This window comes from Pseudomonas sp. GW821-FHT05D12, assembly GCF_059419825.1.
Map to the genome: position 1 here is coordinate 270,222 of NZ_JBWKSN010000005.1, position 23,544 is coordinate 293,765.

Here is a 23,544-nt window from a genome sequence, read left to right on the forward strand (position 1 = left end):
GCGATGCATCCCAATGACGATGACCGCACCCAGTTCATGCCGCGCCCGGGTGGCCGGGCGCCGGAGCCGGTGCGTGCACAACCGGCCCCGCTGTCGATGCCGGCAGCGCCGATCCTGACCGGCAAGAGCCAGGGCCTCAACCCGCTTGAAAGCGCCGCCGGCCCGCTGCTGGCACTGCTCACGCGCCTGCGCAGCACCATCGCCCATCCGGCGCCGGCCAGCCTGCGCGCGCAATTGCTGGCCTACCTGCGCCAGTTCGAAGAACGTGCCGAAGCCGCCGGTGTGGCGCGCAACGAAGTGCTGCTGGCGCGTTACGCGCTGTGCACCGCCCTTGACGAAGCAGTGCTGAGCACGCCGTGGGGCAGCACCAGCGACTGGGGCAAGCAGAGCCTGCTGATCACTGTGCACAACGAAGCCTGGGGCGGCGAAAAGGTCTTCCAGCTGCTCGACCACTGCCTGCAAAGCCCACGGGAACGCCTGTACCTGTTGGAGCTGTTGTACCTGTGCATGTGCCTGGGTTTCGAAGGCCGCTACCGCGTGATGAACGACGGTCGCAGCCAGTTGGAAGCCCTGCGCGAACGTACCGCCGCAGCCATTCGCAGTGCGCGTGGCGAGCACGAGCGCGAGCTGTCGCCGCATTGGCGCGGCGTGACGGTGGCGCGCGACCGGTTGGCGCAGTTCATGCCGCCGTGGATCGCCGTGGCCATCGGCCTGGCGCTGCTGCTGGCGCTGCTGTTTGGTTTGCGCATGAAGCTGGCCGCGGACGCCGAGCCGGTGTTCAAGAATATCCATGCCCTGGGCGAAATCCCGGTGCAGGCCATCGACCGTCCGGTGGCGCAGCCCAAAGTCATCGAACGGCCGCGCCTGGCGGGTTTCCTGGTGGAAGACATCAAGGCCGGTCGCGTCGCGGTGGAGGATGCCGTCGACCGTTCCGTGGTGACGATCCGCGGCGACGAACTGTTTGCCTCCGCCAGCTCCAGCATTGTCGATGACTACCAGCCGCTGATGCTGCGCATTGCCGACGCCATCCGCAAGGTCAAGGGCCAGGTGCGCGTGACCGGGCACAGCGACAACCGCCCGATTGCCACGCTGCGCTTCCCATCGAACTGGGCGCTGTCCGAAGCACGCGCCAAGTCGGTGCTGGAGATCCTGGCAGCCAAGACCGGCCAGGCCGATCGCTTCAGTGCCGAAGGCAGAAGCGACACCGAGCCGGTGGCGACCAACGCCACTGCCGAAGGCCGTGCCCGCAATCGTCGGGTTGAAATCACCGTATTGGCGGAGGGCGTCGAGTGAAGGCGTTTTTCAGTTTCATGATTCGCTGGGTGATCCCCGTCCTGGGCCTGATCGCCCTGAGCCTGATCATCTGGTTTGTCGGGCCATTGCTCGACGTGCTGGTGCCCGAAGGGCGACGCTGGGCGCTGATCATCCTGGTGTTTGCGCTGTGGATCGCCTACCGCGTGTTCCGCATCCTCCAGGCCCGGCGCCAGGCCGCCGAAGTGATGCGCAGCCTGGCGGCGGAAACCCCGGCCGACCCCAACAGCGTGGCCACCGCCGAAGAACTCACCACCCTGCGCCAGCGCATGGACGAAGCCCTGGCGTTGCTGAAAAAGGCCAAGCTGGGCGGTGATGAGCGGCGCAACCTTTACGAGCTTCCGTGGTACGTGATCATCGGCCCGCCGGGTTCGGGCAAGACCACTGCGCTGGTCAATTCCGGGCTGCACTTTCCTCTCGCCGCCCAGTTGGGCGCCGGAGCGGTGCGCGGTGTCGGTGGTACGCGCAACTGTGACTGGTGGTTTACCGACCAGGCCGTTTTGCTCGACACCGCCGGCCGCTACACCACCCAGGACAGCAACTCCACGGTGGACAAGGCTGCGTGGCTGGGTTTTCTCGACCTGCTGAAAAAGCAGCGTTCGCGCCGCCCGATCGATGGCGCCTTCATCGCCATCAGCCTGTCGGACCTGCTGCTGGGCAGTGACGAGGAACGCGCTGCCCACGCCGCCGCGATTCGCCTGCGGATCCAGGAGCTGTACACCCAGCTGGGCGTGCGCTTCCCGATCTACCTGATGCTGACCAAGCTCGACCTGGTGCCGGGCTTCATGGAGTTCTTCGACAACCTGAGCAAGGAAGAGCGCGCCCAGGTGTGGGGCATGACCTTTGCCCTCGATGACGGCAAGAACAGCGACAGTCCGCTGGCACACTTGCAAAGCGAATTCGCCGGCCTGGAGCAGCGCCTCAACGAGCGCCTGGTCGAACGCCTGCAACAGGAACGCGACCCGGCGCGGCGCGACCTGATCTATGGCTTCCCGCAGCAGTTCGGCGCCTTGAAGGATTGCCTGCAAAGCTTTCTTGAGGGCGTGTTCAAGCCCAATGCCTTTGAAGAGCGCGTGCTGCTGCGCGGCGTGTACTTCACCAGCGGCACCCAGGAAGGCAGCCCGATCGACCGCCTGATCGGCGCCATGGCCCAGAGCATGAACCTGGACCGCCAGCACCTGGCGCGCCAGAGTGGCACCGGGCGCAGTTACTTCATCGAAAAACTCTTCACCGCCGTGGCCTTCGCCGAGCGCGGGCTGGTGGGGGTGAACCCGAAGGTCGAGCGCCGGCGCAAGTGGATCGCGCGCGGCGTGCTTGCGGCCACCGTGGCGTTGGTGGTGGTGGTCAGCGGCCTGTGGTGGGTGAGCTATCGCGCCAACCAGGCGTATATCGCCCAGGTCGACCAGAAGGTCGCGCCGCTCGGCCAGACAGTGCAGAACCTCAGCCCGGCGCAGCGTGATGTGCTCGCGGTGCTGCCGCTGCTCAACGCGGTTAAAAACCTGGCGGGCGATTCGCCGAGCTGGTCCGAAGGGTTGGGCCTGTATCAGGGCGACATGCTTGAAGCCGAGTCCGCCAGCGTCTATCGCAAGCTGTTGATCGCCGTCTTCGCGCCACGCCTGGTGACGCGCATCGAAGAGCAACTGCATGGCGGCGGCAATTCGGACTTCCTCTACGAAGGGCTCAAGGCTTACCTGATGCTCGCCGACACCGAGCACTATGACCCGGACTTCATCAAGGCCTGGATCGCCCTGGACTGGGATCGCAACCTGCCACGCGACTTGCCGGCCGACCAGCGCCAGGCCTTGACCGGGCACTTGCAGGCGCTGTTCGAACGCCATCCGCCGAGCGCGCGGCTCGACCCGCGCCTGATCGACGACCTGCGTCGCCAGCTGCAGCAACTGCCGGTGGCGCAGCGCGTCTACGACCGGGTCAAGCGTCAGAAGCTGCCCGAAGGCATCCCGGACTTTCGCCTCAACGAAGCCGCTGGGCGTGACGCGGCGCTGGTGTTCAGCCGCAAGAGCGGCAAGCCGCTGGGCGAGCCGTTGAGTGGGTTCTTCACCGCCAAGGGCTATCGCCAGGCGTTCCTGCTGAGCAGCCTGAATCAGACCGGCACCCTGGCCGAGGAGCAATGGGTGCTCGGCCATGAGCAGGCCGACCAGCAAAACGTGGTGAGCCTGGCCGCCGATGTGCGGCGCCTGTATTTCCAGGATTACCAGCGCCAGTGGGATGCCTTGCTCGCCGATATCGACTTTGTGCCGATCACCAGCGTGGCCCAGGCCGCCGACGTGCTGCGGGTGATTTCCGGCCCGACCTCGCCGCTGAAAAAACTGCTGGTGGCGGTGGCCAGGGAAACCGATCTGCAGGCGGAAGAGCGCCAGCTGGCGGCCAAGGGCGTACCGGTGGAAGGCGGCGTCGACAAGCTCAAGGAGCGTCTCGGCAGCCTGCTCGGCCAGGAGCAACCTGTCGCCAATGCACCGCAGGCGGCAGACGATCCGGTGACCGCGCACTTTGCCGAACTCAACAGCATCGTCAGCAAGAACGAAGGCGAGCCGGCAGCTATCGACGGCCTGTTGGCGGACATGAACGCGCTGTATGTGCAGGTCAGCGCCATGGTCGGCGCCAGCGGTGATGCCTTGCTCGGCGAGGCGAAGAACCAGGCAGCGGCGGCAGCCACGCGGGTCAGCCTGAATGCCGAACGCCAACCACCGCTGGTGCAGGGCATGGTCAAGTCGGTGGTCAATTCCACTACCAACAGCATGATGGGCGGCGTGCGCAACCAGCTGAACGCGGCTTGGGTCAGCGAAGTGGTCAACGTGTATCGCCAGTCCCTGGCCGGGCGCTACCCGATGGCGCCGGGCAGCGCGCGGGATGCCACCCTGGATGACTTCGGCCAGTTCTTCGGCGTGGGCGGGGTAATGGACAACTACTTCCGCAAATACCTGCAGCCGTACGTGGACACCTCCGCGCAGACCTGGCGCTGGCAGCCGGGCGCGGCGCAGAAGCTCGGCATTGCGCCGGGCGTGCTGCAGACCTTCCAGCGCGCCGCGACGATTCGCGATGCGTTCTTCCGCGCCGGCGGCACCCAGCCGATCGTGCGGTTCGAACTCAAGCCGGTGTCGATGGACCCGACCATCACTCAGTTCCTGCTTGACCTCGACGGCCAGCAATTGAGTTACGACCATGGCCCGAGCCGGCCGGTGGCGATGCAATGGCCGAACCCCGGCAGCATTGGCGTGGTGCGTATTTCGATCATGCCGCCGTCGGCCAGCGGGCGTTCCGGGGTGACGTTGGACGGGCCGTGGGCATGGTTCCGCCTGCTGGAGCAATCGGACCTGACCGCCGGCAACTCGCCGGATCGCTTCAACCTGCGCCTGCGGGTCGACGGCGCGAGCATTGCCTACGAGCTGCGCGCCAACAGCGCTTTCAACCCGTTCAAGAGCCGTGTGCTCAGTGGCTTCAGCCTGCCGGAGCGGCTATGACGACCCTGGGTTTCTACGGCAAGCTGGCCAGCCGCGGCGACTTTGTCAGCCGCGCCTTGCCGCAGAGTTTTATCGGCCCGTGGGACAGCTGGCTGGCGGCGGGTCTGCTCGCCAGCCAGCACAGCCTCGGCGCCGACTGGCTCAATGTGTACTTGGTCAGCCCGCTGTGGCGCTTTGTACTGGCGCCGGGCGTGTGCGGGCCGGACGCGGCGGCGGGCGTGGTGATGCCGAGCATCGACCGGGTCGGGCGCTATTTCCCGCTGGCGGTGGTGGCCTTGCTGGATCACGACACCAATCCTGCCTCCCTGGTGGGCGGGCCGGACACCTGGTTCGAACACGCTGAAGAGCTGTTGCTCAGCACCCTGGATGCCGGCGCCTCGTTCGAAAGCTTCAATGCTGGCCTCGACAGCCTGGGCGTGCCGGCAAGCACATTGCGCGCGGTGGACAGTCGTTTCGCCGGCCTGCAACGCGTGGCGGCCAGCGAGCCCGAGCAGCGCATGAATGCGCTCGCCGAACAGGCCTGCGACGGTGCGAGCCTGTGGTGGGGCCGTGGTTCGCAGACGATTTCCCCTGGTTTATTGCGGTGTCAGGGCCTGCCTGCCACCGGCGATTTTGCGCAGTTTTTGCTCGGACAAGAAGGTGTGGTGTAGATGGGGTCGACGTACAAATCCGCGAGCAAAAGCCATGTGGGCATGGTCCGCCAGGTCAACGAAGACGCGTGCCTGGACCTGCCGGAGAATCGCCTGTGGGTGGTCGCCGATGGCATGGGCGGGCATGCGGCGGGGGACTACGTCAGCAGCCTGATCGTCGACAGCCTGCGCAGTCTCCCTGTGGGGCGTTCCCTCGACGAATACTCGGCGGCGCTGCGCAATGACCTGATCCGCATCAACGCCGCCGTGCGTGAAGAAACCGCCAACCGTGGCGTGACGATGATGGGCAGCACCGTGGTCGTGCTGGCCGCGCGCGGCTTGCGCGGCGTGTGCCTGTGGGCGGGCGACAGTCGCCTGTACCGCCTGCGCGACGGCGTGCTCGAAGGCATCTCCCGCGACCACAGCTACGTCCAGGACCTGCAAGACAGCGGCCTGCTCAGCGAAGCCGACGCCCGTGTGCACCCGCGCGCCAACATTGTCACCCGCGCGATTGGCGTGGAAGCCCAGTTGGAGCTGGCGGTGATCGACCTGCTGATCGCCCCTGGCGACAGCTACCTGTTGTGCAGCGACGGCCTGAACAAAACCGTCGAAGACCATGAAATCCGCGAAGTGCTCAGCCACGACGCGCCGGATGAAATCGTGCGCAGCCTGGTGCACCTGGGGCTTAACCGCGGTGCGCCGGACAACATCACCGCCATCGTCGTGAAGGTATCGGCATGAACATCCTGATTCCCGGCTATGACATCGAAGGCGAAATCGGCGAAGGCGCCATGGCCAGCGTGTACCTGGCGACCCAGCGTTCGCTGGAGCGCAAGGTCGCGTTGAAGGTGATGGCGGCGGCACTGGCGGCCGACCCGAGCTTCTGCGAACGCTTCCTGCGCGAGGGCAAGACCCTGGCGCGTTTGTCGCACCCGCACACAGTGACCATCCATGACATCGGCAATGTCGGTGAGCTGTATTACATGGCCATGGAATACCTGCCCAACGGCACGCTGAAAGAGCGCATCGCCGCCGGCCTGACGCCGGAGCAGGGCGTGACGCTGATTCGCCAGATCGCCTCGGCACTTGGCTATGCGCATGCCCAGGGCCTGGTGCACCGCGACGTCAAGCCGGCGAACATTCTGTTTCGCGCCGATGGCACGGCGGTACTGTCGGATTTCGGCATCGCCAAGTCCCTGGACGACCGCACCCAGTTCACCCAGGCCGGGTTTGCCGTGGGCACGCCGAGCTACATGAGCCCGGAACAGGCGCGGGGCCAGGAGATCGATGGCCGCGCCGACCTGTATGCGTTGGGCGTGGTGTTGTACGAAATCCTCGTCGGCAAGCTGCCGTACAACGGCACCGATGCGCTGTCCACGGCACTGGCGCACCTGACCGAGCCTTTGCCGGAGCTGCCGGTGCACCACGGGCGTTATCAGGACGTGCTGCGCAAGCTGTTGGCCAAGGACCCGGCGGAGCGTTTCCCGGATGCGGCGGCGTTGCTGGCAGCGCTGGACAACCTGCCAGCGGAGTCGCTGGAAGCCACCCTGGTGCGGCCGTTGCCGATCCCGCTGAGCTTCGATCTGGCGGGCATGACGCCGGTCTCCATCGACATCCCGACCGATAAACCCCAGCCGCAGCCGGTGCGTCAGCCGGTGGTAACGCCGACCCAGCACAACGCCGTGTCCGAGCAGCGCCGTGGGCCGGTATTGGCATTGGCCGCCGTGGCCGTGGCGGTCGCGTTGGCCATTGGTGGCGCGAGCTACTGGTGGCTGAGTGGCAACGATGAGTCCGCCAAGCCGCCGGCTGCCGTGCTGCCCAAGGCGCCGCCGGCAGTGGCGACACCGGCAGTGGCCGAGGTGGACGGCGGTCAGCGCCCGCTGCTGATGGCCGGCAAGAAAACCTTGTTCCAGCGCGTGCTCAGCAAGCCGGGCGCCAAGCTCTCGCATGATGCCGGTGGCGCGCCAGGCGAAGGACTGCCGGCGTTTTCCGTGCTCTACGTTTATCAGCGCAAGGACGTTGATGGCAGCCCGTGGGTCCGCGTCGGCGCCGCCACCGATGGCCGCAGCGATGGCTGGTTGCCGGCCGCGCAAGTCAGTGACTGGAAGCAGAGCCTGGTGCTCAAGTTCACCGAGCGCTCGGGCCGGGCGCCGGTGATGTTCCTGCGCCAGTCCAGCGAAGTCGAGAAACTGCTGGCCGACCCCGCCGCCGCCAAGGGCGTGTTGGCCAAGGCGCAGAAAAACAGCGACGACAACGGCCAGGTGCTGGCTCTTGAACCGACCGCCAGTGCAGTGCCGCAGAACCAGTTCTACCTGCTGCCGATCTTCGATTCCAAAGAGAGTTTCGACGAAAACGGCCAGCCGGTGCAGTTGCTCAACGTGGCCTCCATCGACCCCGGCACCGCCGCTGCCACGCCGGTGCTGAATGCCAACGCGGACGCCTTCCGTACCGCTGTGGTGTTGGTGGTCGATACCACCGTGTCCATGCAGCCCTATATCGACCAGATCCGCGATGTGGTGCACGAGCTGCAAACCCGCATCGCCGAGCGTGGCGAGTTGGACAGTGTCAGCTTCGGCATGGTCGGTTTTCGCAGCAGCATCAAGAAAACCCCGGGCCTGGAATACGTGGCCAAGCCCCTGATCACCCTCGACCAGGGCCGCGACCCGCAGCGTTTTCTCGACATGGCGCGCCAGGTCAAGGCGTCCACCGTGTCCAGCCACTCGTTCAACGAGGACGCGTTCGCCGGCGTGATGCAGGCCGTGGACGGCATGGACTGGTCCGGCTATGGCGGTCGCATCATCCTGCTGGTGACCGATGCCGGCGCGCTGCGCAAGAACGATCCTTTCGCGGCCACCCAGATGAACGAAGCCGAAGTACGCCAGGCCGCGCTGGGCAAGCAGATTAAGATCTACGCGCTGCACCTGCGCACTGACGCCGGCAAGAAAACCCACGCCGGTGCCGAGAGCCAGTACCGTATCCTCACGGCCGACGCCAACCCGCAGATCGCTGATCTGTACACGGCGGTGCCGGGTGGCGATGTGCGCAAGTTAGGTGAGCGAGTCGACGAGATCGGCACGGTGTTCGCCAACCTTGTCCATCAGGTGCGCAGCAATTCGCCGCAGCCGGTGCCGCAGTTGAGCAGTGCACCGAGTCTGGCGGACAAATCGGCGGCGGTCGGCTACGCGATGCACATGGATTTCCTCGGGCGCAAAACCGCGAGCCAGGCGCCGCAGCTGGTCAGCGCCTGGACCGCCGACCGCGACCTGACCAACCCGGCGCTGCCGGCGTTCCAGGTGTGTGTGATGCTGACCAAATTGCAGCTCAATGACCTGCAGCAGTCGCTGAAACTGATTGTCGACGCGGCGCGCAAGACCCAGACCTCGCCCAAGGATTTTTTCCAGGAAATTGCCAGCGCCTCGGCTTATATGAGCCGCGACCCGCAAGCCCTGCGCAAGGGCGGCAACCTGGCCGACGGCGGCATTCTCGGCGAATACCTGGAAGGCCTGCCGTACCGCAGCAAGTCGCTGAACATGACCCAGGACTTGTGGTTGTCGTTGAGCGTGGCCGAGCAGGAAGACTTTATCGACGAGCTGGACTCGAAAATCCGTCTCTACGAAACCTTCCACAATGACGTGGCCAACTGGGTCCGTTTCGGCGATGCCGAGCCGGGCGATGCGTTGTACCGCGTGCCGCTGTCGACGCTGCCTTGATGCTGAACATGAGCGCGGTGCACAAGAGCCGGGGTGTCGGTAGCCAGCGTTACAGCCTGGTGATTCCGGCGCTGGCGCTGCGTGCCGGTGAACAAGTGGCAATCGTCGGTCCGAGCGGCTGTGGCAAAAGCACCTTGCTTGATTTGCTCGCGCTGGTATTGGCGCCGGATCAAGTCGGTCAGTTTGACTTCCATCAGCAGGATATCGCCGCGTTGTGGCGCGCCGATCAGCAATCCACCCTGGCCGAGTTGCGCAGCAGGCACCTGGGTTACGTGCTGCAAACGGGCGGGCTGCTGGGGTTTCTGGATGTGCGCAGCAATATCGCGCTGTCGCGGCAACTGCTGGGCCTGAAGGATGACGGCAGCGTGGCGCGCCTGGCCGCGCAGTTGGAAATCAGTGATCAGTTGATGAAGAAGCCGGCAGCGCTGTCGGTGGGGCAACGCCAGCGTGTGAGCTGCGCCCGCGCGCTGGCCCATGCGCCGCAGCTGGTGCTGGCGGACGAGCCGACTGCCTCGCTTGACCCGCTGAACGCCGAGCGCGTGATGCACGCGCTGCTGGCCCAGGCTCGCGAGCATCGCGCCGCCTGCGTGATTGCCACCCATGACGAGGCCCTGGCGCGTGCCAGCGGCTTGCAGGTGCGGCGCATCAGTTGTCGTCGTGACACCGACGGTGGTGTCACCGCGACACTCGGGGAGGCGAGCTGATGCGCATCCCTCTGGTGGCCTCCCTGGCTTGGCAGGATTATCGCAACGACGCGTGGCTGTCGGCCTGCTCGGTGCTGGCACTGGTCGCCGTGATCGCGCCGTTGCTGGTGTTATTCGGCCTGAAATTTGGACTGGTTAGCAGTTTGACCGAACGTTTGGAGACCGACCCCGCGACCCGTGAAATTATTCCGTTGGGCGGTGGTCGATTCAGCAGCGCATTTGTCGAGCAACTGGGCCAGCGCCCGGATGTGGCGTTTGCACTGCCACGTACACGGCAGATTGCAGCCACCGCGCAAGTGGGCACGCTGACCCTGGAAATGCTGCCGACAGCGTCGGGCGATCCGTTGCTGGCGGGCGTGCCGATGCCGCGCGGGCTGGACCAGATCGTGCTGAGCCACACCGCCGCCGAAAAGCTCGCGGCGCGGCCAGGCGATTGGCTGGAAACCAGCTTTGCACGGCAAGTGGCGGGGCGCGTCGAGGCCCGGCGCACACGTCTGCAGGTGCTGGCGGTAGTGCCGCTGGAAGCCTTTGCGCGCGACGGGTTGTTTGCTGATTTGAGTTTGCTGGAAGCGGCCGAGGATTACCGCGATGGCCGCGCCGTACCGGCATTGGGTTGGGACGGTGAAGCCGTGGGCGTGAGCGAGCAGCGCGTGTACCCGGCGTTTCGCTTGTATGCGCGCAGCCTGGTCGACGTGGAGGCGCTGCGGGTGTATTTCGCCGGGCAGAACCTGCTGGTGTCGACCCAGGCGCACACCATCGCCCAGGTGCAGTCGTTGAGCCGCAACCTGTCGATTGTGTTCTGGATCATCGCCGGGTTGGCGTTGGCGGGGGCGTTCGCGGCGATCTTCGCCGGGGCGTTGGCTGCGGTGGCGCGCAAGCGTCGGGAATTGTCGGTGTTGCGCCTGCTGGGCTTTTCCACCGGCGCGCTGTTGCTGTTTGTGGTGATGCAGGCGCTGTACAGCGCAGGTTTCGCCGCCGTGCTGAGTGCCGGGCTGTATGCACTGGCCGAGGCGGGGTTGAATCAATTATTCGTGCAGGTGCCGGGCGAACACGCCAGCCACCTGCTGGCGCGTCATTACGCCCTGGCCCTGGTTGCAGTCCTTGGCGTCAGCGCCGTGGCGGCGGCCTGTGGCGGTTGGCGAGTGGCGCGTATCCAGGCTTCTGAAGGAATCAGAGATGTATAAGTTACTGGGCGCCTGTGTGGCGCTGAGCCTGGCCTCGATGGCCTGGGCCGATGAGGCAAGCGACAAGCTCGACAACCCCAAACCGTTGCCCGGCGACGTCAGCCTGCCGCTGCCGTGCGAAGGCAATATGCTGTTTCGCTACGCCTACGTCCTGGCCCAGGGCACCCTGGACGATCGCGAGATCAGCCTCGGCTATCCCTTTGCCGAAGGTGAGGCCGGCTACCAGCAGTCGTTTATTTCCGGTTACCGCCGCGACTTCATCAACGGCCAGTTCACCCTCAAGGACCTGCCGAAAGAGTGGAACAAAGTCATCGCGCCACTGATGCCGAAGACCGACGCCAAGACCCCGCTCAAGCCCATGCTCTACTTCATCGGCAAGTACGAAGTGACTGCCCGCCAGTACGCCCAGGTGATGTCCCAGGCGCAGTCGCTGGCCAGCGGCGAGCCGGCGCCGGCCTGCGATGTTCCCAGCGGCATGGCCGGGCGTTTGCCCAAGGTCAAGCTCTCGCGCTTTGAGGCCGAGCGCTTCTCGGCGGTGTACAGCGCCTGGTTGATGAAATACCACCGTGACTTGCTGCCGGTCAGCGGGCGCGGTTCGTCGGCGGATGACGGCGGCCTGGGGTTTGTGCGCCTGCCCACCGAAGTGGAATGGGAATTCGCCGCGCGCGGCGGCCACGCGGTGAGCCGCCAGGACCTGGAAGGGCGCCTGTTCCCGCGCCGCACTGACGGCAGTGACAGCGACGGCCCGCTAGGTGATTACGCAGTCTTCAACCAGGTCGCCGGTGGCACCGGGCAGGCGGCGCGGTTGATGCCCATCGGCACCAAATTGCCCAACCCGATCGGTATGTTCGATGTGATCGGCAACGCCGCGGAAATGGTCCAGGAGTCCTTCCAGCTGGTGCACGCCGGGCGTCGCCAGGGCACCTACGGCGGCTTTGTGGTCAAGGGCGGCAACTACCTGGAAGGTGAGGGCACGCTGTTCACCGGCATGCGTCGCGAATACCCGCTGTTCGCTGCCGATGGCACCGAGCAGAGCAACGAAACCACCGGCTTCCGCGTGGCGATGGGGGCCTTGTCGGCACCGCGCTCGCGCTACAAGGAACTGTTCGCGCAGTGGCAGAAAGAAGGTCGCCTGGCCGCGCTGACCGACGCCATCGACGATGCCCAGGACCCGACCAAGCGCCTGGACAGCATCATCGCCGCCAGCGCCGACCCCAAGCTGCAGGCCGAGCTGGGATTGGTCAACGAAGAGCTCAAGCGCAATGTCTCGCTGATCGCCCAGCAACGCGAAGAGGCAGCGGGCAACCTGATCCAGTCGGCCGCGTTGGTGGCCGAGACCATCAGTAACTACAACATCCGCCTGGCCAACCTGCAGAAGAGTCGCCAGCAGGCCCTGGACAACAAGGACGAGGCCAGCGCGCAGCTGTTCGCCACCGCCATCGACAACGGACGCAGCGCCCTCGACGGCGCGGTGGCGATCTACATCGACAACCTGGCCACCGGCACGCGCTACACCGATGCGGTGATCCAGGCACAGTTTCAACGAATCAAGGAAGAGTTGGATCGCAAACCCGTGCTCGGCAAGAGCCTGGTGACGCGCGCAACACTGTTCGTCCGCCATGTCGGCAACTACCGCAAGCAACAGCGGGCCGACCCGGCGACGATCTTGAAGGAATTGCTCGCAGCGAGCGGTCAGCGGTCTTGATCGTTGGCTGTATGGCGAGCTTGGAAGGGACTCAGGCGGCGGTGGGCCGTGCTGGGCAAGTCAAACTTAAAAGAGAACACATCTATGCTTTTTTCCCGTAAGGCGGTTTCCAAGCGTCACTTGCTGCTGATCGCGGCCGGTTTCAGCACCGTGCTGACTGGCTGCGCCACGTCGCCGGCGTCCAAGGTCGCGTCGAGCACCAAGGTCGAGTACTACCCCAACTGCTACGAGCCGGTGCAGCACCTGCGCGCCACCGATTCGGACATGACCAAGTCGGTCGTCACCGGTGCCGCCCTCGGCGCGGCCGGCGGTGCACTGCTTGGCGCCTTGACCGGCGACTCCGACAAGCGCGGCCGCAACGCGGCGATCGGCGCAGCGGGCGGCGCCCTGGCCGGCGGCGCGGCGGGTTACTACACCGAGCGTCAGAAACAGATCACCGATGACAACCAGCGCATCGCGTCGTACTCCACCGACTTCAACAAAAGCGCCTCCGACATCGACCGCAGCACCGCCTACGCCAAGGCGTCCCAGCAGTGCTACCAGAGCGCGTTCACCAAGCTGGTGGCCGACCGCAAGGCCAAGACCGTCAACGACACCGAAGGCCGCAAGCGCCTGGCAGAAATCGTCGCGGGCCTGAAGGAGTCCAATGACCTGATCGTCGCGGTCAACGGCAAAGCCAGCGAAGACCTGAACAACTACACCCAGGCCTACGAGCAAGACCTGCAGCAGGTAGGCGTGCAGCGCGCCGACGTGGTCACCGTGGCCACCGCCGACACCACGCCGCCCGTGGCCCCGGCCAAAGGCAAGAAAGCCGTGAAGCCAGCGAAGAAGCCTGCGCTGCCAGTGGTGCCTAAAGAAGCGGTAACCACCGAGAAGAGCATCCAGACCGTGCAGGCCAAGCAAGCTGAAAGCAAGCAGGTCGCCAGCGCCGGCAAGGCGCAGATCGAAGGCACCTGCCGCGATCCAAACCTGGCCGACTGGGCGCCGGTGCCTTGCCCTAACGTTTAAGCAACATGTTGCTATAAGCGTTAAACGCCAGCCGATCTCCGTCTAAAGCGCGAGATCGGTGGCGTTCCTCGATCAAATCGTTACACTGCTGCGGCCACTCAATAATTACACCGAGGCCGTGTGCATGAAATTTCGTCTTCTGCTGTGGGTGCTGGGCCTGCTGATGGGCAAAGCCAGCCGCACCAATCCTGCCTTCCAGCAACAGCTGGGTGACAAAGACCTGGCGTTCCAGTTGCAGACACTGGACGGCAAGGTTGCCCGTCACTTCGTCGTCAAAGACCAGCGCATTACCAGCCACTCGGGTGTTCACCCGACGCCGGCGTTTGCCATCGCGTTCAAGAATGCCGCCTATGGCTTCGCCACGATGCAGGCGAAGAACAAGCAACTGGCGTTCATGACGGGGATTCAGGACAAGTCGATCCAGATCAAGGGCAACCCGGCGCTGGTGATCTGGTTCCAGGGGCTGACCAAGTATTTGAAGCCGAAGAAAAAGAAGAAAACCTGAAGCGACCTTTTTGGCAGGCGATCCTTTTTGTGGCGAGCGGGCTTGCCCCGCGTTGGGCTGCGCAGCAGCCCCCTGTTCAGGCCACCGCGTCATTTCATCAAGAGTGGGACGTCAGGTTTTAGGCCCGCTTCGCGGCCCGACGCGGGACAAGCCCGCTCGCCACAATTGCGCTTGAGGGTTAGGCCTGGCTGAACTGCGAAGCCAGCTCACGCAACAGCACCTCGGCATCCAGTACCTTGCCTACAACTTCTTCAGCCTTGTCGCGCGTCAGTCCCAGGCGCTCAAGCAGCGCGTCCGGAATCGCCTCGTCCGGCCCGGAGCCGATCCCACGGCTACGCAGCAGGCGCACGGCCAGGCACACCAGGTTCGGGTACTCGGCGTATTGGCCGTCGTAGGTCGGGTCGTGCTGGAAGCGCAGGGCGGTGGACAGTTCGTCCGGCATGTCCCAGTAGCGCATCAACCAGGCGCCGATCTGCTCGCGGCTGATGCCCAGCAAGTGCTGTTCGACATAGCTGTGGCACAGGTGCGGGTTGACCTCCAGGTGCCGGCAGATCAGCGAAAAGTGCGGCGGGAACACGTGGGCCAGCAACAGGTAGCCGAAGTTGTGCAGCAAGCCGGCCAGGTAGGTCAGGCCCGCTTCCGGGCGCTGGGCGCGCGGCATGGCGCGGGTCAGGCCTTCGATCACGGCGGCGGTGTAGATCGACTGGTGCCAGTACGGCGTCGACTGATGCGGGTGGTCCTTGGGCAGGCTCAGGGTCTTGCCCAGGGCCAGGCCCAGCGCGAGGTTGATCACCAGGTCAAAGCCCAGCACGCGCACGATGGCGTCTTCCACCGAACGGATCTTGCCCGGCGACGCGTAATACGGCGATGCGGCCCAGCTCACTACCTGCGCGGCCAAGGCCGGGTCGGTCTCCACCACACCGGTGATGTCGTCGATGGTGGCGTTGGGGTCGACCCGCAGCTTGATGATTTTCTGCGCGGTATCGGCCAGCGGTGGAATCTCGATGGTCGCTTCCAGGCGCTGCTGGATCCGGCGGGCAGTGAACGCCTGCATCGCCTGGGTGATTTCCTCGCGGTCATCATTGGGGCGATCGAGGTTGGGGCGAATATTACTCAGCGGCTCGCCGAAGTGGCCGGCGCTGGCCTTGGTGAGCATCGTCTTGAATGCGTCGCTGGTGATTTCCAGCAGCAGCCCGGCTTCGCCCGAATGCACCAGCAGACTCGGCTCGTCGAGCAGGCTGCCTTCATACAGGCACGGCGAACTGGTGAGTGGCGGCAGGCCCGGCAGCAGGCTCAGGTCATGCTTGCCCAGCATGCGTTCAACGCGGTCCGGCGACACGGCGGTGAGGCGGCGCCCGGTGAGTTCGGCGAGGCGGTTGAGATCGAGCAACTGGTTCTGCGGGAACAGCACCATCAGTGCGCCCACCGCATCTTCCAGCAGCACGGCCTGGACCTTTCGCGCAGGATTCAGGCCCGGTTGGTCGGCAACTTCCGTGTAGCTGACGGCGAGCTTAGCGAGCAGAGCCCGAATGACCGGCGGGGCGGTCAGTGGGGCTGTGGCGAGGGCAACTTCTGACATGGCCTGATCCAATTTCCTACAGTCACCGAAGTATAACCAGCTTGATACATATGTTGGTCGACTAACTGCGGTTTGTGACGCGGTTAGCGAAGGGGCCGGGCGTTCTGGCGCTATCGCCGGCGGGGAGGGTCAGACCTGGCCGTATTGTTGGCCGTGGCGCAACCAGCGATCCAGCAGCGGGCTGACGTGGTCCGGCCAGCGCTCGAGCAGCGCCTGCGCGGCATCGCGTACGGCGGGCAGCAGATCGGCGTCGCGCATCAGGTCGGCGACCTTGAATTGCAGCAGGCCGGTCTGGCGCGTGCCGAGCATTTCGCCGGGGCCGCGCAGTTCGAGGTCTTTCTCGGCGATGACAAAACCGTCGTTGGTTTCACGCATGATGCCCAGGCGCTGACGGCCGATCTGCGACAGCGGTGGGTGGTAGAGCAGCACGCAGTGGCTGGCCGCGCTGCCCCGGCCGACGCGGCCGCGCAATTGGTGCAGCTGCGCCAGGCCCAGGCGTTCGGGGTTTTCGATGATCATCAGGCTGGCATTGGGCACGTCCACGCCGACTTCAATGACGGTCGTGGCGACCAACAGTTGCAGGTTGCCCGCCTTGAACTCGGCCATCACCGCGGCCTTTTCCACGGGTTTCATGCGGCCGTGGATCAGCCCGACCTTGAGTTCGCCCAAGGCGCTGGTGAGGTCTTCATAGGTGGTTTCGGCGGCCTGGCAGGTCAGCTCCTCGGACTCCTCGATCAGCGTGCACACCCAATAGGCCTGGCGGCCCTCGGCGCAGGCTCCGCGCACGCGCTCGATGACTTCGACGCGGCGGGTGTCGGTGACCAGCACGGTGTTGACCGGGGTACGGCCGGGGGGCAGTTCGTCGAGGATCGACGTGTCGAGGTCGGCGTAAGCGCTCATGGCCAGGGTGCGCGGGATCGGTGTGGCGGTCATGATCAACTGGTGCGGGCTCATGCGTCCGCCCACGCCTTTCTGGCGCAGCGCCAGGCGTTGTTGCACGCCAAAGCGGTGCTGTTCGTCGATGATCACCAAGGCCAGGTTCTGGAATTGCACTTCGTCCTGGAACAGCGCGTGCGTGCCCACCACCATGGGCGCGCCGCCGGCGATTTGCTCCAGCGCTGCTGCGCGGTTCTTGCCCTTGAGCTTGCCAGCCAGCCAGGCCACTTCCAGGCCCAGCGGTTCGAGCCAGCGCTTGAACGTGATGAAGTGCTGCTCGGCGAGAATCTCGGTGGGCGCCATCAGCGCCACTTGGTAGCCGGCCTCCAGGGCTTGCAGGGCCGCGAGGGCCGCGACCACGGTCTTGCCTGCGCCCACGTCGCCCTGGATCAGGCGCAGCATGGGTTCTTTCTGGCTCAGGTCGTAGGCGATTTCATTGCCGACGCGCTGCTGGGCACCGGTCGGCGCAAAACCGAGGTTGGCCAGGTATTGCGCAGGCAGGCGCGTGGCCTTGGGCATGGCCGGCGCGCGCAACGAACGCATGCTTTCGCGCAGGCGCTGCTGGGACAGTTGGTGGGTCAGCAATTCTTCGAAGGCCAGGCGGTGCTGGGCCCAATGATGACCGAGGGCCAACTCGTCGACGTCGGCGTCAGCCGGCGGGTGATGCAGGTAGCGAATCGCATCGTCCAGCGGCGCCAGTTGGTAGTCGCGGGCCAGCTCCAGGGGCAGCCAGTCGGGCAGGCTCTTGGGGCCGAGCAGGGTCAGGGTTTGCATGCACAGCTGGCGCAGGCGCTGTTGGGTCAGGCCTTCGGTCAGCGGGTAGATCGGGGTGAGCGTGGTGTCCACCGGCGGCGGCTCGTCGCCGGTGATGGCGCGGTATTCCGGGTGGTAGATCTCCAGGCCGGACGCGCCGGGGCGAGCTTCACCGTAGCAGCGCACGCGGGTGCCGCGCTTGAGGCCTTCTTTCTGGGCGTTGCTGAAATGGTAGAAGCGCAGGCTCAAGCCGCCGGTGCCGTCCTGCAGGCGCACGACCAAGCTGCGGCGCTTGCCCATCACCACGTCGGCGCCGCTGACGGTACCCTCGACCACTGCATCCTGCCCTGGGCGCAAATGGCCAATCGGCACCACGCGGGTACGATCCTGGTAACGCAGGGGCAGGTGGAACAGCACGTCCTGGAGGTTTTCCAGGCCGACTTTGGCCAGCTTTTCAGCCATGGCCTCACCGACACCCTTGAGTGCCGTCACCGACACCTGCGACAGCTCAGTCATACCGTTAATCAGCTCGCAGCAGGCGGCTTGGCCACCGAGCACAGGCGGATCGAGTCCGCGAGGATCTCAATGGCCTTGGGCCGTGGGAAGCTCGCGCGCCAGGCGATCGCCACGGTACGAAACGGCACCGGTGGCGTCAGTGGGCGTACTTCGATCACGCCGGGGGCGTAGTGATGGCTGTCCACCGCCGACAGCGGCAGGATCGAAATGCCCAGGCCGGAGGCGACCATGTGGCGGATGGTTTCCAGGGAGCTGGATTCCACAGTGGTGTGCTTGGCGCCGTCGTTGCCTTTGGTCAGGGTTGGGCAGGCTTCCAGGACCTGGTCGCGGAAGCAGTGACCTTCGCCGAGCAGCAGCAGGCTCTTGTCGTTGAGCAGGCCGGCGTCGATGGTGTCTTTTTTCGTCCACGGGTGGGAGGCCGGCATCAGCACGTAGAACGGCTCGTCGTAGAGCGGCAGGGTCAACACATCCGCTTCATTGAACGGCAGGGCGATGATGATCGCGTCCAGTTCGCCGTTGCGCAGCTTGTCGCGCAGGATGTGGGTGAAGTTTTCTTCGATATACAGCGGCATCTGCGGCGCGACGCGATGCAGTTGCGGGATCAGGTGCGGGAACAGGTACGGGCCGACCGTGTAGATGGCGCCGACTTTCAGCGGTGCGGTCAGCTGGTTCTTGCCGGCCTGGGCCAGCTCGCGAATGCTTTGCGCTTGCTCCAGCACCTTCTGGGCCTGGGCCACGATGCCTTCGCCCACCGGGGTGAGGCGCACGGCGCTCTTGCTGCGCTCGAAAATCAGCACACCGAGTTCGTCTTCAAGCTTTTTCACGCCCACCGACAGCGTCGGCTGGCTGACGTGGCAACGCTCGGCCGCATGGCCGAAGTGCTGCTCTTGGGCGAGGGTAACGATGTAGCGTAATTCTGTAAGAGTCATAGCGGGCGTCCATGAGGTTGCGAGCCAAGCATACCGGCTGCAATCGATAGACGCACGTTATCAGAACTTTGGTGGGGATTGAGCGGGGAGTGTGGCGGATTTTGCTGAAGCGACAAAAACAATCTGGGCTTGCCTGCGATGCACACACCTCGGTCTATCCGTTGCACCGAGGTGATGCTATCGCAGGCAAGCCAGCGCCCACACAAGTTGACTCCCGCAATCCTTAGCGGCGGCGTTTCTCGATGTTGTACACGAACGGTGCAACGATCTCGATGCTGCCGCCCTTGAGCATGTCGGCCGGAGGCTTGGGCAGCGGCTGGGCACGACGGATCATGTCCAGGGTGGCGCGGTCCAGGTCGGCGTTGCCGGAGCGGCCCACCAACTCGTAGGACAGCACATTGCCGTCGGCGTCGACCACAAAGCGCAAGCGGTTCAGGCCTTCCTTGCCACGCGCCTGGGCACCTGGCGGGTACTTCTTGTACTTCTGCAAGTGAGCCAGCAGGGTGCCTTCCCAGGACGCCTTGGCCGCGACTTGCTGCGGCGACGGGCCTGGAACCGGCTGGGCCGATTTTTCAGCCGGTGCGTTGGTCGGCGGAGCGTCGCTCGGCGGCTCTTCGGAAGGTTTCTCCTTGGGCGGCTCGGGCTTTTTCTCCACCGGCTTGGGCGGTTGTGGCTTGGGCTTGGGCTTGACCGGCTTGGGCACCTGGATCGTCGGCTTGGGTGCCTCGGCCAGTTTCGGCAGCGGCAGCTCTTCCACCGGCGCCGGTGGTTGTGGCGGCGTTACGACTTTGGGCGGAGCCGGCGGCGGCGGTGCAGGCATGGGTGCCAGGTCGATGACCATGGCGGCCGGTGGCAGCTGCACCGTATGCGGCGCCGACCAGTGGAGCGCGATGGCAATCGCGACGGCATGCACGCCCAGCACGACGGCGAGGCTGGTGCCATAACGCGTCAGTTTGTGGCGCGTCGTGATCATTTTTTGGCTGCCGTCTCGAGTCCGACCAGGCCCACTTTGAGGTAGCCGGCTGCCCGCAGGGCATCCATCACGCTCATCAGGTCGCCGTAGTCCACGCCCTTGTCAGCCTGGAAGAAGATCGTCGTGTCTTTCTTGCCTTGGGTCTTGGCGTCGAGCACCGGCCCCAGGGTTTCAGCCTTGACTTCTTCTTCGCCCAGGAACAGGCGTTGGTCCGCCTTGACGCTGAGGAAGATCGGTTTCTCTGGCCGCGGCGCCGGCTTGGCGCTGGAGGCGGGCAGGTCAACCTTGATGTCCACGGTGGCCAACGGTGCCGCCACCATGAAGATGATCAGCAGCACCAGCATCACGTCGATAAATGGCGTGACGTTGATTTCGTGGTTCTCGACGAGTTCGTCGTCGCCTTGATTCAAATGCAGGCCCATGGCCGATTACCCCACTTTCACCATGTGCGGTTGCGAGCTGCGCTCGGTAGGCAGGTGATCGAGGTCGCGGCTGACCAGCAGCAGGACTTCTGCCGACGCGTCCGAGACCTGGGCCTTGTAGCCGGCGATCGAACGGGCGAAGACGTTGTAGATCACCACCGCAGGAATTGCCGCAACCAGGCCCAGGGCGGTTGCCAGCAGGGCTTCGGCGATGCCCGGGGCAACGACGGCGAGGTTGGTGGTCTGGGTTTTGGCGATGCCGATGAAGCTGTTCATGATGCCCCATACGGTACCGAACAGGCCGACGAAAGGCGCGGTGGAACCGATGGTCGCCAGCACGCCGGTGCCGCTGCTCATGTTACGACCGCAGGCGGCTACCAGGCGCTCCAGGCGGAAGGCCACGCGTTCCTTGATACCTTCTTTTTCGCGGGTGTTGGCCGATAGGCGCATTTCTTCCAGCGCGTCGTGCACCAGGGTGTTGGCCAGGGTGCCCTTCTTGGTTGCCGTCTCGCTGGCTTCCTTGAGGGTGGTGGCTTTTTTCAGGTGGACGATCTCGGTGCGCAGGCGACGCTTGGCGCCCAGCAGCTCGAAGCCCTTGGCGATCCAGATGGTCCAGGTGATGATCGAGGCGATGGCCAGGCCGATCATCACGGCTTTCACCACCACGTCAGCGTTCTGGTACATGCCCCACGGCGACAAGTCGTGGGCCATGCCCAGGGTGTTGTCTTCTTCCAGGACCACACCGGTATCGTCAGCGGGAGCGGCTGGGTCTGCAGCCTGGGCCGGGTCGGTGGCGGCTGGCGCAGCGGCTGGAGCAGCCGTGCTGTGCTCGGCTGCCGGGGTCGTGGCGGGTGCGGTGGCGTCAGCGAATGCGGCGGTCGGTGCCAGCAGTACGCTGAACAGCAGCGCAGCAATCGCGCGCCAGGCGCGGGATGGGCTGTGAAGCTTGGTTGGCGAAGCGGGGTTTGTATTACGTGTCATGCTGGCCGGACCTGAGTAAAGAAAATGAGTTGAGCGTCCTTCCAGGCCTGGGGGCCGAGGACAAATGGGCGGTTATTATTGCAAGTAATTCTTGTTAACAGAAGTAATACAGTTACTTTATTTGTCCTTTTTGTGGCCGCCTGTCATGTGTGAAGGCTAACCTAGACCTTTCTGTACGGAGTTTTCTGATGTCTGCGCCTTCTGTTGTGATTGCCGGTTGTGGCGATGTGGGTAGTCGGCTTGCTAGCCAATTGGTTGCCTCGGAATGGGAGGTTTATGGCCTGCGACGTGATATTTCACGCCTGCCCGACGGGGTGATCGGCATCGCCGGCGACCTGTTCAAAAAGGATTGCCCTGACACCTGGCCGATCGGCGGGGTGGATTACCTGGTGTATTGCGCCGCCGCAACGGATCACGATGAGGCCGGCTATCGCGCAGCCTACGTACAAGGTTTGCAGCACGTGCTGGAGTGGCTGGGCGACTACGGCCAGGTGCCGAAACACCTGCTGTTTGTATCCAGCAGCAGCGTCTACGGGCAGCAGAACGGCGAGTGGGTCGACGAAACATCCGAGACCCAGGCGAAGGGATATTCCGGCCAGGTAATGCTGGAGGCCGAGCAAGTCGCGCTCAACAGCGGTATCCCCGCCAGCATCGTACGCCTGACCGGCATCTACGGCCCGGGCCGTGAGTGGCTGTTGAGCCAGGTCCGGCAGGGTTACCGCGTGGCGATCGACCCGCCTTTATATGGCAACCGGATTCACGCGGACGATGCCGCGGGCCTGTTGGCTTTTTTGCTGCGGCACGTGGAGCAGGGCGGTTCGCTGGACAAGGTCTACATCGGCGTCGACGACGCGCCTGCGCCATTGGCGGAAGTGGTGGGCTGGTTGCGTGAATACCTGGGCGTGACCGAGTGGGCCGCCGACGCCAGTGTGCGTCGTGCCGGCAGCAAGCAGTGCAGCAATGCCCGCGCCAAGGCGCTGGGCTGGAAGCCGACCTACGCAACCTATCGAGAAGGCTACGCGTCGATTCTCAAAGGCTGAAACACGGCCAGAGAATGTGGGAGCTGGCTTGCCTGCGATGACGGTGGCACATCCAGCAAATAGGGTGACTGGTAAACCGCTATCGCAGGCAAGCCAGCTCCCACATTGGGGTCGCGGTGCTCCAGCCAATGCGCTGGGCTGGAAGCCGACTTATCCGACTTACCGAGAAGGCTACGCGTCGATTCTCAAAGGCTGAGCACGGCCAGCTCCCACATTGAGGTCGCAGCGCCCCAGCCAATGCACTGGGCTGGAAGCCAAAGTTCCCAACTATCGAGAAGGCCGCGCGGCGATCCTCGAGGATTGAAACGCGGTGAAAATGTGGGAGCGGGCTTGCTCGCGAATGCGCAGTATCAGTCACTGAATATGTTTCTGATGCACCGCTTTCGCGAGCAAGCCTCGCTCCTAGATTCAGTTCAGCGCTCGGCCGCTTATTGCTTTTCCAGCAACCACTGGCGAGGGCCTGGGGTGAACGAGGGCACTTCGTCTGTCTGGGCAGTGTTGATGGCCTGGAAGATTTCCAGCTGCTTGCCCTTGCGCACGAAGATCCACGGGTTGCCCTGGCCGTTGAGCTGCAGCCAGATACTGTCGTAGCCGCCGCTCATGGAGGCGCAATCGCCCGCCAGGCACAGTGAGTACTGATCCACATTGGGCAGGCCCGCGACCTTGCCGTTGGCCTGGAACTGCACGATGGCGCCGTTGCCGAAGCCGTCCGTGATCTTCCAGTCGCCGCCCATGTAGGCCGCGTACAGTGCCCGCTCGAAGTTGGCGCCCAGGGGCGCACCCTCCGGGGCCGGGTCTTTGGCGCGGGCGAACAGTTGCTCGGGCTCGTTATCGTTGGCCACCTGCAGCAATTGCTTGCCTTTGCGCTTGAGCTCGGTCGCGGAGCTGCCGTAGAAGTCCACGCTCCAGGCACCGGATTTTTCGCCGAGCAACTTGCCTTCGGCGACTTCGAAACCGTTGTAGTAGCGCGCCTGCGAAGCCTTGGTGTTGATTTCCCACTCAAGGTTCGGGCCGTAGCTTTGCAGCGCTTCACGCAAAGGGCCGCCCTTGGACGCCGCGTCGATGGCAGCCTGGTTGATCCAGGTACCGCTCACATCCACATCGGCAGGGTTGCTGGCGCAGCCGCCGAGCAACAGGGCCAGCGTTGATAGGGCTACAAGCGCTTTGCGCATCATGAAAT

Annotated in this window: 18 protein-coding genes; 11 read left to right on the forward strand and 7 right to left on the reverse strand. The window is 64.7% G+C overall.

All coding sequences use genetic code 11. From position 1 onward, the window contains the following. The first annotated feature begins 3 nt into the window (after positions 1-3). From AC07SI_RS11535 to AC07SI_RS11580, 10 genes are all read left to right on the forward strand, one after another. Positions 4-1,293, forward strand: coding sequence for a DotU family type VI secretion system protein (locus tag AC07SI_RS11535; protein WP_065902521.1), 1,290 nt, complete (start codon positions 4-6; stop codon positions 1,291-1,293). Beyond that, a complete protein-coding gene (gene tssM, locus AC07SI_RS11540; RefSeq protein ID WP_106802282.1) occupies positions 1,290-4,790 on the forward strand; it encodes a type VI secretion system membrane subunit TssM in 3,501 nt (1,166 codons plus the stop codon). Before AC07SI_RS11535 ends, tssM begins: the two co-directional genes overlap by 4 nt. After that, positions 4,787-5,440 carry a type VI secretion system-associated protein TagF gene (tagF, locus tag AC07SI_RS11545; protein WP_065902517.1) on the forward strand — a complete coding sequence of 218 codons (654 nt, stop codon included), beginning with the start codon at positions 4,787-4,789 and terminating at the stop codon, positions 5,438-5,440. Before tssM ends, tagF begins: the two co-directional genes overlap by 4 nt. Next, positions 5,441-6,160: a PP2C family protein-serine/threonine phosphatase gene (locus AC07SI_RS11550; RefSeq protein ID WP_065902515.1), complete on the forward strand. Its 720-nt coding sequence runs from the start codon at positions 5,441-5,443 to the stop codon at positions 6,158-6,160. Continuing rightward, positions 6,157-9,129: a serine/threonine-protein kinase gene (locus AC07SI_RS11555; RefSeq protein ID WP_495005762.1), complete on the forward strand. Its 2,973-nt coding sequence runs from the start codon at positions 6,157-6,159 to the stop codon at positions 9,127-9,129. The genes AC07SI_RS11550 and AC07SI_RS11555 overlap by 4 nt, the downstream gene beginning before the upstream one ends. Beyond that, positions 9,129-9,833 (forward strand): ABC transporter ATP-binding protein, encoded by a 705-nt coding sequence (locus AC07SI_RS11560; protein ID WP_495005763.1) that lies wholly within the window; start codon positions 9,129-9,131, stop codon positions 9,831-9,833. Before AC07SI_RS11555 ends, AC07SI_RS11560 begins: the two co-directional genes overlap by 1 nt. Beyond that, entirely contained in the window at positions 9,833-11,017 is a 1,185-nt protein-coding gene (locus AC07SI_RS11565; RefSeq protein WP_495005764.1) for an FtsX-like permease family protein, read from the forward strand. The genes AC07SI_RS11560 and AC07SI_RS11565 overlap by 1 nt, the downstream gene beginning before the upstream one ends. Then, positions 11,010-12,722: an SUMF1/EgtB/PvdO family nonheme iron enzyme gene (locus AC07SI_RS11570; protein WP_065902506.1), complete on the forward strand. Its 1,713-nt coding sequence runs from the start codon at positions 11,010-11,012 to the stop codon at positions 12,720-12,722. The genes AC07SI_RS11565 and AC07SI_RS11570 overlap by 8 nt, the downstream gene beginning before the upstream one ends. Positions 12,723-12,806: 84 nt before the next feature. Continuing rightward, a complete protein-coding gene (gene tagQ / locus AC07SI_RS11575) occupies positions 12,807-13,730 on the forward strand; it encodes a type VI secretion system-associated lipoprotein TagQ (protein WP_065902504.1) in 924 nt (307 codons plus the stop codon). A 124-nt stretch (positions 13,731-13,854) separates the two neighbouring features. Next, positions 13,855-14,235: a helicase gene (locus AC07SI_RS11580; protein WP_495005765.1), complete on the forward strand. Its 381-nt coding sequence runs from the start codon at positions 13,855-13,857 to the stop codon at positions 14,233-14,235. 178 nt (positions 14,236-14,413) lie between these two features. Here AC07SI_RS11580 and AC07SI_RS11585 read toward each other — a convergent pair whose 3' ends face one another. From AC07SI_RS11585 to exbB, 6 genes are all read right to left on the reverse strand, one after another. Then, on the reverse strand, positions 14,414-15,814 hold the full coding sequence (locus tag AC07SI_RS11585; RefSeq protein WP_065902502.1) for an aminoacyl-tRNA deacylase and HDOD domain-containing protein: 1,401 nt from the start codon (positions 15,812-15,814) through the stop codon (positions 14,414-14,416). Between the two features lie 129 nt (positions 15,815-15,943). Then, positions 15,944-18,019 carry an ATP-dependent DNA helicase RecG gene (gene recG / locus AC07SI_RS11590; RefSeq protein WP_495005766.1) on the reverse strand — a complete coding sequence of 692 codons (2,076 nt, stop codon included), beginning with the start codon at positions 18,017-18,019 and terminating at the stop codon, positions 15,944-15,946. Positions 18,020-18,027: 8 nt separating this feature from the next. Continuing rightward, positions 18,028-18,948 (reverse strand): hydrogen peroxide-inducible genes activator, encoded by a 921-nt coding sequence (locus AC07SI_RS11595; protein ID WP_065902501.1) that lies wholly within the window; start codon positions 18,946-18,948, stop codon positions 18,028-18,030. A gap of 223 nt (positions 18,949-19,171) precedes the next feature. Beyond that, positions 19,172-19,921, reverse strand: coding sequence for a TonB family protein (locus AC07SI_RS11600; protein ID WP_065902499.1), 750 nt, complete (start codon positions 19,919-19,921; stop codon positions 19,172-19,174). Continuing rightward, a complete protein-coding gene (gene exbD, locus AC07SI_RS11605; RefSeq protein ID WP_003195519.1) occupies positions 19,918-20,343 on the reverse strand; it encodes a TonB system transport protein ExbD in 426 nt (141 codons plus the stop codon). The genes AC07SI_RS11600 and exbD overlap by 4 nt, the downstream gene beginning before the upstream one ends. 6 nt (positions 20,344-20,349) lie before the next feature. Beyond that, positions 20,350-21,324, reverse strand: a complete 975-nt coding sequence (gene exbB, locus AC07SI_RS11610; protein ID WP_106802287.1) for a tonB-system energizer ExbB — start codon at positions 21,322-21,324, stop codon at positions 20,350-20,352. A 188-nt stretch (positions 21,325-21,512) separates the two neighbouring features. Between exbB and AC07SI_RS11615 the strand changes: the two genes are divergently transcribed. Beyond that, positions 21,513-22,364, forward strand: a complete 852-nt coding sequence (locus AC07SI_RS11615; protein ID WP_495005767.1) for an SDR family oxidoreductase — start codon at positions 21,513-21,515, stop codon at positions 22,362-22,364. Between the two features lie 428 nt (positions 22,365-22,792). On the opposite strand, the gene AC07SI_RS11620 is transcribed toward AC07SI_RS11615, so the two are convergent. After that, positions 22,793-23,536 carry a hypothetical protein gene (locus tag AC07SI_RS11620; protein ID WP_065902495.1) on the reverse strand — a complete coding sequence of 248 codons (744 nt, stop codon included), beginning with the start codon at positions 23,534-23,536 and terminating at the stop codon, positions 22,793-22,795. Between the last annotated feature and the right edge of the window lie 8 nt (positions 23,537-23,544).